The sequence below is a fragment of the Faecalibacter rhinopitheci genome (genome assembly GCF_015234135.1).
Classification (GTDB): domain Bacteria; phylum Bacteroidota; class Bacteroidia; order Flavobacteriales; family Weeksellaceae; genus Empedobacter; species Empedobacter rhinopitheci.
In genome coordinates this window covers 1-12,179 of record NZ_JADGIK010000001.1, presented here as the reverse complement: position 1 = coordinate 12,179, position 12,179 = coordinate 1, and the positions used below count along the sequence as shown (strand labels likewise).

General features: G+C 29.1%; 14 protein-coding genes and 1 pseudogene. 6 read left to right on the top strand and 9 right to left on the bottom strand.

What is annotated here, in order from left to right; all coding sequences use genetic code 11:
* The first annotated feature begins 41 nt into the window (after positions 1 to 41).
* Positions 42 to 845 (top strand): endonuclease I family protein, encoded by an 804-nt coding sequence (locus IM532_RS00075; RefSeq protein ID WP_194181402.1) that lies wholly within the window; start codon positions 42 to 44, stop codon positions 843 to 845.
* A gap of 37 nt (positions 846 to 882) precedes the next feature.
* On the top strand, positions 883 to 1,545 hold the full coding sequence (locus IM532_RS00070; RefSeq protein WP_194181401.1) for a hypothetical protein: 663 nt from the start codon (positions 883 to 885) through the stop codon (positions 1,543 to 1,545).
* 43 nt (positions 1,546 to 1,588) lie between these two features.
* Here IM532_RS00070 and IM532_RS00065 read toward each other — a convergent pair whose 3' ends face one another.
* Both IM532_RS00065 and IM532_RS00060 read right to left on the bottom strand, forming a co-directional pair.
* On the bottom strand, positions 1,589 to 1,996 hold the full coding sequence (locus IM532_RS00065) for an RrF2 family transcriptional regulator (protein WP_194181400.1): 408 nt from the start codon (positions 1,994 to 1,996) through the stop codon (positions 1,589 to 1,591).
* Between the two features lie 73 nt (positions 1,997 to 2,069).
* Positions 2,070 to 3,482: an aldehyde dehydrogenase family protein gene (locus IM532_RS00060; RefSeq protein WP_194181399.1), complete on the bottom strand. Its 1,413-nt coding sequence runs from the start codon at positions 3,480 to 3,482 to the stop codon at positions 2,070 to 2,072.
* A 71-nt stretch (positions 3,483 to 3,553) separates the two neighbouring features.
* On the opposite strand from IM532_RS00060, the gene IM532_RS00055 reads away from it, so the two are divergent.
* The gene (locus IM532_RS00055; RefSeq protein ID WP_194181398.1) at positions 3,554 to 3,991 is read left to right on the top strand and encodes a hypothetical protein; all 438 of its coding nucleotides are present in this window, start codon (positions 3,554 to 3,556) and stop codon (positions 3,989 to 3,991) included.
* Between the two features lies 1 nt (position 3,992).
* Here IM532_RS00055 and IM532_RS00050 read toward each other — a convergent pair whose 3' ends face one another.
* The 3 genes from IM532_RS00050 to IM532_RS00040 all read right to left on the bottom strand — a co-directional run bounded on the left by IM532_RS00050 (position 3,993) and on the right by IM532_RS00040 (position 8,161).
* Complete coding sequence (locus IM532_RS00050) at positions 3,993 to 4,631, bottom strand: LysE family transporter (RefSeq protein WP_194181397.1); 639 nt, start codon at positions 4,629 to 4,631, stop codon at positions 3,993 to 3,995.
* A 172-nt stretch (positions 4,632 to 4,803) separates the two neighbouring features.
* Positions 4,804 to 7,425 (bottom strand): valine--tRNA ligase, encoded by a 2,622-nt coding sequence (locus IM532_RS00045; protein ID WP_194181396.1) that lies wholly within the window; start codon positions 7,423 to 7,425, stop codon positions 4,804 to 4,806.
* A 73-nt stretch (positions 7,426 to 7,498) separates the two neighbouring features.
* On the bottom strand, positions 7,499 to 8,161 hold the full coding sequence (locus IM532_RS00040; protein WP_194181395.1) for a hypothetical protein: 663 nt from the start codon (positions 8,159 to 8,161) through the stop codon (positions 7,499 to 7,501).
* A gap of 310 nt (positions 8,162 to 8,471) precedes the next feature.
* On the opposite strand from IM532_RS00040, the gene IM532_RS00035 reads away from it, so the two are divergent.
* Together IM532_RS00035 and IM532_RS13835 are read left to right on the top strand one after the other, a co-directional pair.
* Positions 8,472 to 8,837, top strand: a complete 366-nt coding sequence (locus IM532_RS00035) for a DUF1573 domain-containing protein (protein WP_194181394.1) — start codon at positions 8,472 to 8,474, stop codon at positions 8,835 to 8,837.
* Between the two features lie 390 nt (positions 8,838 to 9,227).
* Positions 9,228 to 9,389, top strand: a pseudogene (locus tag IM532_RS13835) (IS3-like element ISEnfa3 family transposase); the annotation flags it as partial.
* Positions 9,390 to 9,554: 165 nt separating this feature from the next.
* Here IM532_RS13835 and IM532_RS00025 read toward each other — a convergent pair.
* A complete protein-coding gene (locus IM532_RS00025; protein ID WP_194181393.1) occupies positions 9,555 to 10,001 on the bottom strand; it encodes a hypothetical protein in 447 nt (148 codons plus the stop codon).
* A 215-nt stretch (positions 10,002 to 10,216) separates the two neighbouring features.
* On the opposite strand from IM532_RS00025, the gene IM532_RS00020 reads away from it, so the two are divergent.
* A complete protein-coding gene (locus IM532_RS00020) occupies positions 10,217 to 10,447 on the top strand; it encodes a hypothetical protein (protein WP_194181392.1) in 231 nt (76 codons plus the stop codon).
* Between the two features lie 147 nt (positions 10,448 to 10,594).
* Here IM532_RS00020 and IM532_RS00015 read toward each other — a convergent pair whose 3' ends face one another.
* From IM532_RS00015 to IM532_RS13785, 3 genes are all read right to left on the bottom strand, one after another.
* Entirely contained in the window at positions 10,595 to 11,056 is a 462-nt protein-coding gene (locus tag IM532_RS00015) for a GNAT family N-acetyltransferase (RefSeq protein ID WP_228063620.1), read from the bottom strand.
* A gap of 155 nt (positions 11,057 to 11,211) precedes the next feature.
* A complete protein-coding gene (locus IM532_RS13830; protein ID WP_394368342.1) occupies positions 11,212 to 11,349 on the bottom strand; it encodes a TPM domain-containing protein in 138 nt (45 codons plus the stop codon).
* Positions 11,350 to 11,393: 44 nt separating this feature from the next.
* On the bottom strand, positions 11,394 to 11,738 hold the full coding sequence (locus tag IM532_RS13785; protein ID WP_194181390.1) for a TPM domain-containing protein: 345 nt from the start codon (positions 11,736 to 11,738) through the stop codon (positions 11,394 to 11,396).
* Positions 11,739 to 12,179 lie beyond the last annotated feature (441 nt).

Below are 12,179 nucleotides of genomic sequence, written 5' to 3'. Positions count from 1 at the left end.
TTTATAAATATATCTTTGCTGTTCAAAAATAAGAGATATAAATGAAGAAGATACTATTTATTGTAGGTTTTTCCGCTTTAACATTTTTAAATGCACAGATCCCTACCTATTACAAATCAGTCAATTTCAATAAAAAAGGAGAAGAATTAAAAAAAGATTTAGCAAAACTAATAACAACTACACATAAGAATAATTTAACTTATAAAGAATTATGGAAAGCATTAGCTATCACAGATGCTGATCCAAGAAACAAGGAAAATGTATTAATGATTTATGGATTTGATGATAATAGTAAAAATAAAGATGAACATAGATCAAGACATAAATCAAGTACAGGTGGTGAAAAAGGAAAATGGAGCCGAGAACATGTTTATGCTAAATCCATTGGAAAACCAAATTTGGGACAAGCTGGTCCCGGTGCAGATGCACATATGCTAAGACCAGCCGATGTAACAAGAAATACTAAGAGAAGTAATCTACCCTTTATAGATGGTGTGGGAAAAGCCTCTAAACGCGATAACAATGCTTGGTACCCTGGAAATGAATGGAAAGGTGACATAGCAAGAATAATTATGTACATGTATGTAAGATATGGAGATCGTACTTTACCTAATAAAATGGCTAGTAGTAAAAATACTTATCACAAGAATATGCCCGATATTTTCTTAAAATGGAACGCAGATGATCCAGTATCTAATTTGGAAAAACAACGGAACAATTATTTAGGGAATTTGGCGAATACATTTGGCCAAGGTAATAGAAATCCATTTATTGATAATCCTTATTTAGCTACCAAAATTTGGGGTGGTCCTAAAGCTAAAAACACGTGGAAAGAAGTTAAATAAAACATCTAAAAACGATTATACATAATACTAATATACAATGAATTATAAAAATATATTTTCAGTTATTTTATTAATAATAACTGGTAGCACTTTTGTTTCGGCACAAATAACAAATGCTGAATCTCATAATAAATATGTTCAAAAAGTTGAAGAAAAATATCCTCTTATATTTTCTGAAATTAATCCTAAACATCCAGACACTGCTTTTGAGATTGGATTAAAAACAGAAGGATTTTCTACTGACTTTATTGGTGTTAATGGAAAAAATCAATTTTATTTAATCTATGCCCAACATTTACAATCTATTAATAAATTAAATTTAAGCGAGAATTATCGGTCTAACTTTATTCAAACTTTTCAATCAATTAATAGAATTAACGGTTTAATAAATACAAATGTTGCTTATCATGAAGTAATGCAAACTATGCTTATAGCTTATGCAGAATATGCGCTTTATGAGATTAAGGATTTAGATCAATCAAAACTATCGACAATTGATGTAAACAAACAAAAAAAATTATTTATTAAGAGTATAGAACAAAAGGTAAAAACTAAAAATCAAGAGTTTAAACTTAATTCATTACCAAACTTCAATAGAAATCAAGAATTAATTAAAACTGAGATTAACAATCTTGATAAATTAATAAATGATGCTTTTGCGTTAAAAGCTGCACAGATATTTCATTACACTTATTTCTAATCATATAAAAAAAAAACCTGAATTATATAATTCAGGTTTTTTTTTATTTTAAACTTTCTAAAGATTTATTCTCCAAGATTTCTAAAGTTGAATCTCTTAATTCTGCCATTACTTGATTTAATCTACAAACACCTTCATTTGGGCAATCATCACATTTCTCATAATAGTTTTTACTTACACATGGCAATAAAGCGATTGGACCTTCTAAGACACGAATTAACGAAGCAAGTGAAATATCTTTTGCTTCACGTGCTAAATAATATCCTCCACCTTTACCCTGTTTTGAATTTACAAATCCAAGTTTTTTAAGATCTAATAAGATGGCCTCTAAGAATTTTTTTGGAATCATTTCCACTTCCGAAATTTGTCCAATTAAAACTGGCTTATTACTTTCTTGTCTTGCAAGATAAGCCATGGCTTTTAAACCGTATTTAGTCTTTTTTGATAGCAATTTAATCTCATTTAGTTGAACAAAAATACCTATACAAATTGTATAAAGCAAATCAAATTATCTTAGAACGGTTCTATAAATATTTCATCATTAGGTTAATTATTTTCTGTGTTCTAGAATTATATGGATAATTGATGAATTTTGTCGGTGAAACTAACTGATTTACATCAAGAACTGGTTTTGCATGAGAAAAATCTTCGAATCCAAATTTCCCTGTTGAACTTCCAATTCCAGAATTATTTACTCCTCCAAATGGTAAATTGGGATGCATAATATGTATTAATGTTTCATTAACCATCACTGCTCCTGAAGAGGTTTCATCAGAAATTTGTTGAATTAATGCTTTATTTTTAGAAAAAATATACAGCGCCAAAGGTTTTTCACGTTCGTTGATAAAGTTTATCGCTTCATTTATAGTTGTATAACTTATAATTGGAAATACTGGCCCAAATATTTCTTCATGTAAAATCTCAGAATTTGAATCAACATGAGTTAATAAAGTTGGTTTAATGTACAATTCTTTCTCGTCATAATCATTTCCATAAGGACACTTCGCTCCTTTTGCAATTGAATCCTGAATAAGATCTCTAATACGGTGAAAGTTTTTATTATTAATAATTCGTGCTAAATCAGGCGATTCTTTAGGATCTTGACCAAATGTTTTTTCAAGATATTTGATAGCACTTTTCACGAAATCATTTAATCTATTTTCTTGTATTAATATATAGTCTGGCGCAATACAAGTCTGTCCATTATTTACTAATTTTCCCCATATTGCCTTAGATACTATGGTTTCCAGAGGCATAGTATCATCTATAATTAAAGGAGATTTCCCTCCAAGTTCTAAGGTCACAGAACTTAAATGTTTGGCGCCCGCAGCCATAATTATTTTTCCAACTTTCGGAGAACCTGTGAAATGTATATGATCAAATTTTTTGTTAAGTAAATGAGTCGTTACATCAATTTCACCTTTTACAACCTCAACATGATTTGAAGAAAAAACTGAATTAATAATTTTCTTGACTACCTTATTTGTATTGGGTGAAAATTCAGAAGGTTTTACAATTGCTGTATTTCCAGCTGCTATACACGCTACTAAATGAACTAGAGCTAATTGAAAAGGGTAATTCCACGGAGAAATAATCAAACAATTCCCTTTTGCTTCATATTGTATTTTAGCATTTGATCCAAAGAAAACAATATTGTTAGAAACAGATTTAGTTTTTGCCCATTTCTTCAGATTTTTACGAAATAACCTAATTTCAGAAATAATGGGGAATATTTCTGTAGATTCTGCTTCAATTATACTCTTTCTAAAATCTAAGTGTAGTCCCTGAGTAATTTCTTGACGGTGTGCTAAAATTGATTCTTCTAATTTTTGTAGTAATATAATTCGTTCATTAACAGTTAGTTTTTTAATTATAAACTTATTTTCAACTTGAGAATCATATATTTGATCAATAATTTGGAATTCATTTCTTAACATTTGCTGTGATTTGGTTAAATATAATTAATTTTATTACGTTATCAAATACGAAACAAGCTAAAAAGAATGATATGCCTTTAAGTAATTTAAGATTAATTGATAAATTAAATCATATAAAACACTTATTTCTATTAGGTAAAAAAGACGAGAGTTTGGATGAGAAAGAAATTTCAATTATTACACAAATAGCTAAACATCATGGTTTAAATTATAAAGACATTAATTACATTGTGAATCATACAGATGAGATACCATTCAGTTTACCTGAAACTTTTACAGATCGTTTAGCGGCATTATATGATATGGTTTTATTAATGGTTTCAGACTTCAATATTCATGAAGATGAAATCGCATTTTGTAAAGAAATCGCTAAAAAATATGAATTTAATCCACAGGTTATTAATGAATTGATAGAAGATGTTTTAGGATTTATTATCCAAGGAAAAGAATGTGATGATGTAATGCAATATTTAGTAAAATATGCGCATCCAAAAGCTAATTTAAATTAACTTATTTTATCAACTGATAAATCGTTAATAGAGATACAACACTAGTAACACCACCAATTACATAATTGATATTTTTTAAGATAAATGAATTTTCTTCTGATTTTGATTTAAAGAATTTTAAATAAGATCCGAATATAATCATCGATCCAACCACCACTCCAAAAGCGAAAACAGAACTATTGGGTTGGTTAAATACGGAGATATTATACGACTTTAAAGTCGCACTTAGAAATACATAAAATGGAACTGGAAATACATTAATTGCAGATAATAAAAGCCCATACACAAATTTATTTTTTTGCTGATACTCTCCTACTTGAGATTCCTTTTTCTTCTTTTTCTTTTGATCTTGTTTCTTTGCAAAAAATAAAAAATAGACTGTAATTAAAACAAAAACAACTAGACCAACTTCACGAAAAATTTTGGTTACTTCTTCATTAAAATTAATGAATTTCGCCAAAAAAATAGCTATATATACTTGCAAAGCAATCGTTACAGCTGTTCCAGCCATAAACGTATAAGCACTTTTAGAACCTTCACTTTTTCCAATTTTCACAACTGTCATATTTAATAAACCCGGTATGGCTGATCCTATAATTGCTGTAAAAATTCCGATTAAAATAAGTTCTAAATATTGCATAATTTCTTTTAGATAGAAGACCGCAAAGGTAGAAAATACAAAATGCTTTATACTATTTAACAAATAAATTTTACTTCATAAATTCGAATTTTCTCACTTAAATAAATGATTATAAAAAAAGCCACTCCTTTTGGAGTGGCTAATCTATATTTAAGAATAAATTTCGTTACTTTTATAAAGCTGCTAATTGCTCTTCGATTTGAGTAATCTTCTCTAAAGCATCAGCTTCTTTCTTGCGTTCTGCATTAATTACCTGCTCTGGCGCACCAGCAACGAATCTCTCGTTAGATAATTTTTTACGCACTGAGTTTAAGAAACCTTGGTTGTATTCTAACTCTTTTTGTAATTTTTCGCGTTCTGCTTTAATATCGATATTATCAGACATTGGAATCATAAACTCTAACGTACCAACACGGAATCCAAAACCTTTTTCTGGCTTATCTCCTGTATTGAAGTTCGAAACGTTACCTAATTTAGAGAATACATCTACATAGATTTCATTCGCAGCTTGTGCATCTGCAAAAACTTCTAAAGCTTCTTTTGGAGACATTCCTTTTTCTGAACGTAGACCACGAATAGCAGTAGTCGCTTCTTTTGTATTTTCGAACGCTTTAATAATCGTTTCGTCGAAAGAAGTAACTTCAGGATATTTCGAAATAATTAAGGCCTCATCTTCTGTACGATCTGCGATTAAGTGCCAAATTTCCTCTGTTAAGAAAGGCATAAATGGATGTAACACTTTTAATACATTTTCTAAGAAACCAATTGTCGCATCAAATGTTTTACGATCGATTGGCTCACCAAATGATGGTTTAATTGCTTCTAAGTACCAAGAACAGAAATCGTCCCAAATTAATTTATAGATCGCCATTAACGAATCTGATAAACGGTATTGATCGTAGTTGTGCTCGATATCCGCTAATGCTTGTTGGAATTTATTCTCGAACCAGTTTACCGCTTTTGCTTGTGCCGAAGTTTGCTCTAATTCTTCGTTAATTTCAAAACCTTTGATTAAGCGGAAAGCATTCCAAATTTTATTCGCGAAATTACGTCCTTGTAAACATAAATCGATATCAAATGGCAAGTCGTTTCCTGCAGGCGCAGTTAATAACATCCCCATACGTGTTGCATCTGCTCCGTACTCGTTCATTAATTCGATTGGATCGGGCGAATTCCCTAAAGATTTCGACATTTTACGACCTTGTTTGTCACGAACGATACCTGTGAAATATACATTTTCAAAAGGTAATTCGTTGCGGTACTCGTATCCAGCCACAATCATACGTGCCACCCAGAAGAAAATAATATCTGGACCAGTTACTAAATCTTGAGTTGGATAGTAATAATTGATTTCTTCGTTTTCTGGTTCGTTGATTCCATTGAAAACTGAAATTGGCCATAACCAAGAAGAGAACCACGTATCTAACGCATCTTCATCTTGACGTAAATCTTCGATTGTTAATGCAGCATTTCCTGTTTTTTCTTGTGCTAATGGTAACGCTTCTTCTTTCGTTAATGCAACAACGAAATCTTCGTTTCCATCACCGTAGAAGAATGCAGGAATTTGGTGTCCCCACCATAATTGACGAGAAATGTTCCAATCCGTTACATTTTCCATCCAGTTACGGTACGTATTTTTAAATTTCGCTGGGTGAAATTTAATCGTATCGTTCATTACATTATCTAATGCAGGTTTAGCTAAATCTGTCATTTTTAAGAACCATTGGTTCGAGATTTTAGGCTCGATAACCGCTCCAGTTCTTTCAGAAGTCCCTACATTATTTTTATAATCTTCTACTTTTTCAAGTAAACCTTTTTCTTCTAATTCTTTCTCAACTTCTTTACGTGCTTTGAAACGATCCATTCCGGCATAATGCATTCCATAATCGTTTAATTTCGCATCATCCGTAAAGATATCGATGAACTCTAAGTTGTGTTTCTTTCCTAATTCGTAGTCATTTGTATCGTGAGCTGGCGTTACTTTTAAACATCCAGTACCGAATTCTAAATCCACATACTCATCTTGGATGATGTTTACCTCACGACCAACTAAAGGAACAATTACTTTTTGTCCTTTTAACCATTCGTAACGCTCATCGTTTGGATTGATACATACAGCAGTATCTCCAAAAATAGTTTCTGGACGAGTTGTTGCCACAACGATATATTTATCAGAACCTACGACTTGGTATTTTAAGTGGTATAATTTTCCGTTTTTCTCTTTGTAAACCACCTCTTCGTCAGAGATATTTGTTTTTGCTTCTGGATCCCAGTTCACCATACGGTAACCACGGTAAATTAATCCTTTGTTGTATAAATCGATAAACACACGTTGAACAGACTCAGATAAATCTGGATCCATCGTGAATTTTGTACGATCCCAATCACAAGAAGCTCCTAATTTCTTTAATTGATCTAAGATGATTCCACCGTGTTTGTGCGTCCAATCCCAAGCGTGATCTAAGAATTTTTCACGTCCGATGTCAAATTTAGAAACACCTTCTTCTTTTAATTTCGCAACGACTTTCGCCTCAGTTGCAATTGAAGCATGGTCAGTTCCAGGAACCCAACATGCGTTGAATCCACGCATACGCGCACGACGAATTAAAACGTCTTGAATCGTATTGTTTAACATGTGTCCCATATGTAAGACACCTGTGACGTTTGGTGGTGGAATTACAATTGTGTAAGCTTTTCTTTCGTCTGGTGTAGATTTAAAATATTTTTTCTCCATCCAGTACTGGTACCATTTTCCTTCAACCTCTGTCGGCGTATATTTCGATGCGATTTCCATTGTGTATTTATTCTTAAAAACAAATTTGGGCAAATTTAATCAATCTGCCCAATATAATTAGTTCTGAAATGTATTATTTATTCAATATTTCAATCAATTTAACGAGATCTTCTTGCTTCTTTAAATTTAATTTATTTGATTTTATAATTTCCTCTACATTTATACTTAGTATCTGATTTAATTTTTTTGTTGAACGAGGAATCGTATGAATTGTTCCATTTATCCCGATTAAAAATTCTTTGGTAATATTAATTTTCTTTTCTTCAGTAGACTTATAACCGTTAATGTTATCATTTGCAGACTCGGTTACTTCAAAAGATTTATACAAAGAATATTTAGGAGTACCATCAATTACTATTTCTAAGAATCTTTCTTGACTATTCCCTTTTGTATCAAAAAAATGTAAATATTGATAAACAGATTCATTGTGATTAAACTTTAATCTAATTGATGAATTTTTAACAAGGTTTAAAAGTTCGCCATTTTCAATAAATTCGAAGTTATCTGTAAATCCATTATATCTATATTCATTACCTTTCTCAAATCCTTCTACATATGCTTTTTTAAATTCTGTATTTAAGTAATATTTAGAGATTATAGGATCTGTTTCATTTGGCCTTAGATATAATGATCTACCCGTTTGCGCTGATAAGTCAGCAATTAAATCTTTATTATTAACTTGCGAAAAAGCACATATAGTTATAGTAAATAGTAAAGTAGAAAAGATGATTTTCATTTGGTAAAATTAATTTTTGGATAAATTTAAAAGTATTTATCATTAAAAGCAATAACAGAATAAGTAAAGTTTTTATATCAACTGAGAATAGGATTATTTCACACACAATATTTAATGGTATAAATATTGGACTTATAAAGAAATAATAAAAAATTTGTTTGATCAATTTCAATAAAATAACAACGAAATAAATATAATCAACATATCAATTTTTAAAATATAAAATGGAAATAAATGATATTTTTAATATATTAAAGTATTTTATCTAAAAATGTTTTTATAAATTTGATAGTATAATTTAGACTCAATTATGAAAAAAATAATGTTATTAGGTGCTTTTGCAATGGGAATGACTTCTTTGTTTGCACAAGAACTTAAATTAGAAACTGAATCAGTTGAATTTGGTGAATTAAAATTAAATGCTAACATTCAAAAAACTGTTAAGGTTACAAATGTTGGTACAGAACCATTAATCATTAAAACTGTAGTAGGATCTTGTGGATGTACAGTTCCAGAATTCCCAAAAACTCCTATTGCTCCTGGAGGATCTGCAGATATTTTATTAAATTATAGTGTAGGATCTGTAGCAGGTGCATTTAATAAATCGGTAACTATTACATCTAATGATGTAAAAGCTTCTCGAAAAATCTTTCGAATTAAAGGAACTGCTAAATAATTTTTTTTTTAAAAAAAAGTATAATAAAAAAGCAACATATTAGACATGCCCCAAAAAGTTAGACACTTTCTGGGGCATTTTTTTATGACAAAAAAAATAAAATATGACGCATCATTTAAATTAAAATGTATCGAATTAGTAATAAAATCACATCAATCCATATATTCAGTTGCACAAGAATTTGCTTTTTCAGATATTTTGCTCAATAAAAGGCATAACGATTATAAAGCTTATGGCTCATCTGGTTTAATTCAAAATTGTATTTATCACCTGTAATGGATCTTTACAATCAGGATATTATCAGTTACGAATTAATCGAAAGACCAATATTTGATCAAGTAATTCAAATGCTTAAAAAGGCTTTTAATACAACCCCAAAATACGAAAGATTTAATATTCCATTCTGATCAAGGATGGCAATACCAAATGAAACAATATCAAACACAATTAAAGAAAAAAGGAATCATTCAAAGCATATCTCGTAAAAAAAAATGCTTAGATAATGCGATTATCGAGAATTTCTTTGGAACATTAAAATCAGAAATGTTTTACTTACAATAATTTGATTCGATTGAAGAATTAAAAAGGGAAATAAAATAAAAGCAGGTTCCTAAGCTACTTTTTCTATTTTTAATACCTCATTTCTTTATAAGTAATCACAGCTTAAAAAGACTTAAACGAGGTTTAATGTTATCTTATTCTTATAGATGAATTATTTTAGCCATGTTGCCAACATGATCCACCACTTTTAACAGTTCTTCTGCATCTTCCTCCAGATTTAGTAGGATATCCACAAGTACCTGAAGAATATGAAGAAGAATTAGAAACAGATTTTTTCTTATTTTTTCTTTTAGGATTTTTATTTGACGTGAAAGAGTTTACTGCTATGTTACTATTTGATCTTTCTGATTTGACCTTTTTTGTATTTAATTTATTAATGTTATTATTAGTCGAATATTCCCAAGTATTATTATCATAAACAATTACTTTTTTTCCTTTTTTTAAATTGAAAGTATGTTTTGTAGATTTTAGTAAATCATTCTTTTTTATACTATCGAGAATCTCCTGTCTAATTTCATTTTTTAATAAATTTCTATCCTCAGTAGAATTTTTTTTTAAGCAAGAAATTAAAATTATAGGAATAATAATTAAAATTTTTTTCATAGTTGAAATTTTAAGGTAGATAGATTAGAGGTAAGATTCAAATATACTAACATAGAGTATAAAAAAAAATTATGTCATTAACTTAAGTACTTACTATTAGCTATTTAATTTTAATTAACAATAAGGTTTTCCGTAAGGAATCATGTAAAAGTATAATTAGTTTTAAAATATTTTTAATGAAAACTATTTCTATTTCTCACAAATAAATTTTAAAAATGACTAAACCTTATAAACCTCGAAATCCATATTCAAATAGTCCTTACTCTAGAAAACGAAGAAGAGAAGAAACTCAGCGTCAAATACAAGAATTAAAAGATAGTGGAAACTGGAATGAAAATGATAGTTTTGGAGGATGTTTAATCGTTGGAATTGTATTAATTATAATAATGGGATTTATATTAATAATTGGAGGGCCTGAAGGTCTTTTAAAATGGCTTTCTCATTAATTTTTTTTAGATAATAAATTAAGCAGGTTCATAAGCTGCTTTTTCTATTTTTAATACCTCATTCTTGTTATATTATCAACGTTTATAATACTTTTATGAGGCTATATATTTATTATTTTGTTGATTTTGTAGTTGTTCAATAGTTACCTACACTAATGGGTGTTGTATTTTTAATTCCATATGTAAAATTGGATAAGGTTTTCCTGTTGAATCCATTTCTGAACAACTTGATATTTCAAATCCATATTTTTCATAAAAACCAACTGCTTGTTCATTTTGTTCATTCACGTCAACTTTAATAAAATTCATTTTGGCAATTGAATAATTTAATAAAGCTTTACCAATTCCTTTGCCTCTAGATTCAGGATGCATAAATAACATTTCTAAATTTTGTTCTGCTACACCAAGAAAACCTACAATTTTATTATCTTGTGCTCTTGCACATTTTAATTCCACAGCGTCTAGATATGTATTGAGAATTAGAGGTTTAAAATACAAAATATCTTCTTCTTTCAAAAAATGATGAGTTGCTCGAACTGAAGCTTCCCAAACGTCAACTACTTCTTTGTATTCGTTTTTATTTACATCATCTATTTTATACTCCATCATTTTAATACAGTTTCAAGTTGCTAATGCAATGTTAGTATAAAAATAGTCAAAATTTTGATTTGTTGATTTGTTGGATAATTATTGGATTAAAAAAAGTGAATTTTCAAATTTTAGCCTTAACCCTCTATTTCGCCAATGCGATGTTATCTGTAGTTTTATTTTAATTTTTCTATTATTTCTAAGATACCATTATAGGTACCTTTGTAATAATCATCATTTTTAAAATAAGGAATAAATTGATTTTCTATAATTTGTTTAGTTTCAAAGTCACTCAAAATCTCTTCTATTCCGATCCCATTTTGAATTCATATTTTTCTAAAATTTTTGGAAATAGTAATTAAAATTCCATTTTTTTTTCAGGTTTTCCAATTCCCCACTCATTTGCAACTCGAAGTGATAAAGCATCAAAATTTTCTTCCGTAACTCTTAATGAATCTAACGTTATTATAGCAATTTCATTTGAAGTTTGTTTCTCAAATTTAGTTATCAAAGTATTTAGATTTTTTATTTCTTTTTTTGAGTAAAATTTTTCATAATCTGTTACCCAGCCATAATGGTTAATAGGTTTTAACCAATATAAATCTTGAAAAATTTTTAAAGAATCAATATTGCTATTTTCAATCTCTTGAGGATAGAGATTGATACTTAAAAATAATATTATAAAACTAAGAAGTTTCTTCACTATGCAATCATTTTAAAATTATGGATAACGAGAAGGAAATTGAACGAAGGTCAAGTTCGTCCGTTCAAGCAAATTGCTTGGCTAAAACTAAATTAGATTAAAGTTTTTAGAAAAGCAATTTTGCGAGCGGAAAAAGATGGGATGAAAGTTTACTTTCAGCCCGTTTTTTGCAAATACAATCCTATGTTTGTAATTGATTATATTTAAGATATATAGCAAATAAAAAAAGAAAGAACTAAATGAGCAGATTAAGATCGTAAATACTATTAAGCATAAAGCTTCACTAACATGATAATCCCTGCTCATTTCTTGCTAAAAACCGTACAGTTTATTTGAACAAAAAGTTCGTGCTAGGATAGTAGGTTTCATTGCAAGATTAGTTCTCTCCTATAAAAATTAAATATAGAACAAATGAATGAAAAAATCAACTATTGTGGGATA

Excerpts from the sequence above, each read along its gene's own strand:
- IM532_RS00075 (WP_194181402.1), top strand. The coding sequence starts at position 42 with ATGAAGAAGATACTATTTATTGTAGGTTTTTCCGCTTTAACATTTTTA.
- IM532_RS00070 (WP_194181401.1), top strand. The coding sequence starts at position 883 with ATGAATTATAAAAATATATTTTCAGTTATTTTATTAATAATAACTGGT.
- IM532_RS00060 (WP_194181399.1), bottom strand. The coding sequence starts at position 3,482 with ATGTTAAGAAATGAATTCCAAATTATTGATCAAATATATGATTCTCAA.
- IM532_RS00055 (WP_194181398.1), top strand. The coding sequence starts at position 3,554 with ATGCCTTTAAGTAATTTAAGATTAATTGATAAATTAAATCATATAAAA.
- IM532_RS00050 (WP_194181397.1), bottom strand. The coding sequence starts at position 4,631 with ATGCAATATTTAGAACTTATTTTAATCGGAATTTTTACAGCAATTATA.
- IM532_RS00045 (WP_194181396.1), bottom strand. The coding sequence starts at position 7,425 with ATGGAAATCGCATCGAAATATACGCCGACAGAGGTTGAAGGAAAATGG.
- IM532_RS00040 (WP_194181395.1), bottom strand. The coding sequence starts at position 8,161 with ATGAAAATCATCTTTTCTACTTTACTATTTACTATAACTATATGTGCT.
- IM532_RS00035 (WP_194181394.1), top strand. The coding sequence starts at position 8,472 with ATGAAAAAAATAATGTTATTAGGTGCTTTTGCAATGGGAATGACTTCT.
- IM532_RS00025 (WP_194181393.1), bottom strand. The coding sequence starts at position 10,001 with ATGAAAAAAATTTTAATTATTATTCCTATAATTTTAATTTCTTGCTTA.
- IM532_RS00020 (WP_194181392.1), top strand. The coding sequence starts at position 10,217 with ATGACTAAACCTTATAAACCTCGAAATCCATATTCAAATAGTCCTTAC.
- IM532_RS00015 (WP_228063620.1), bottom strand. The coding sequence starts at position 11,056 with ATGATGGAGTATAAAATAGATGATGTAAATAAAAACGAATACAAAGAA.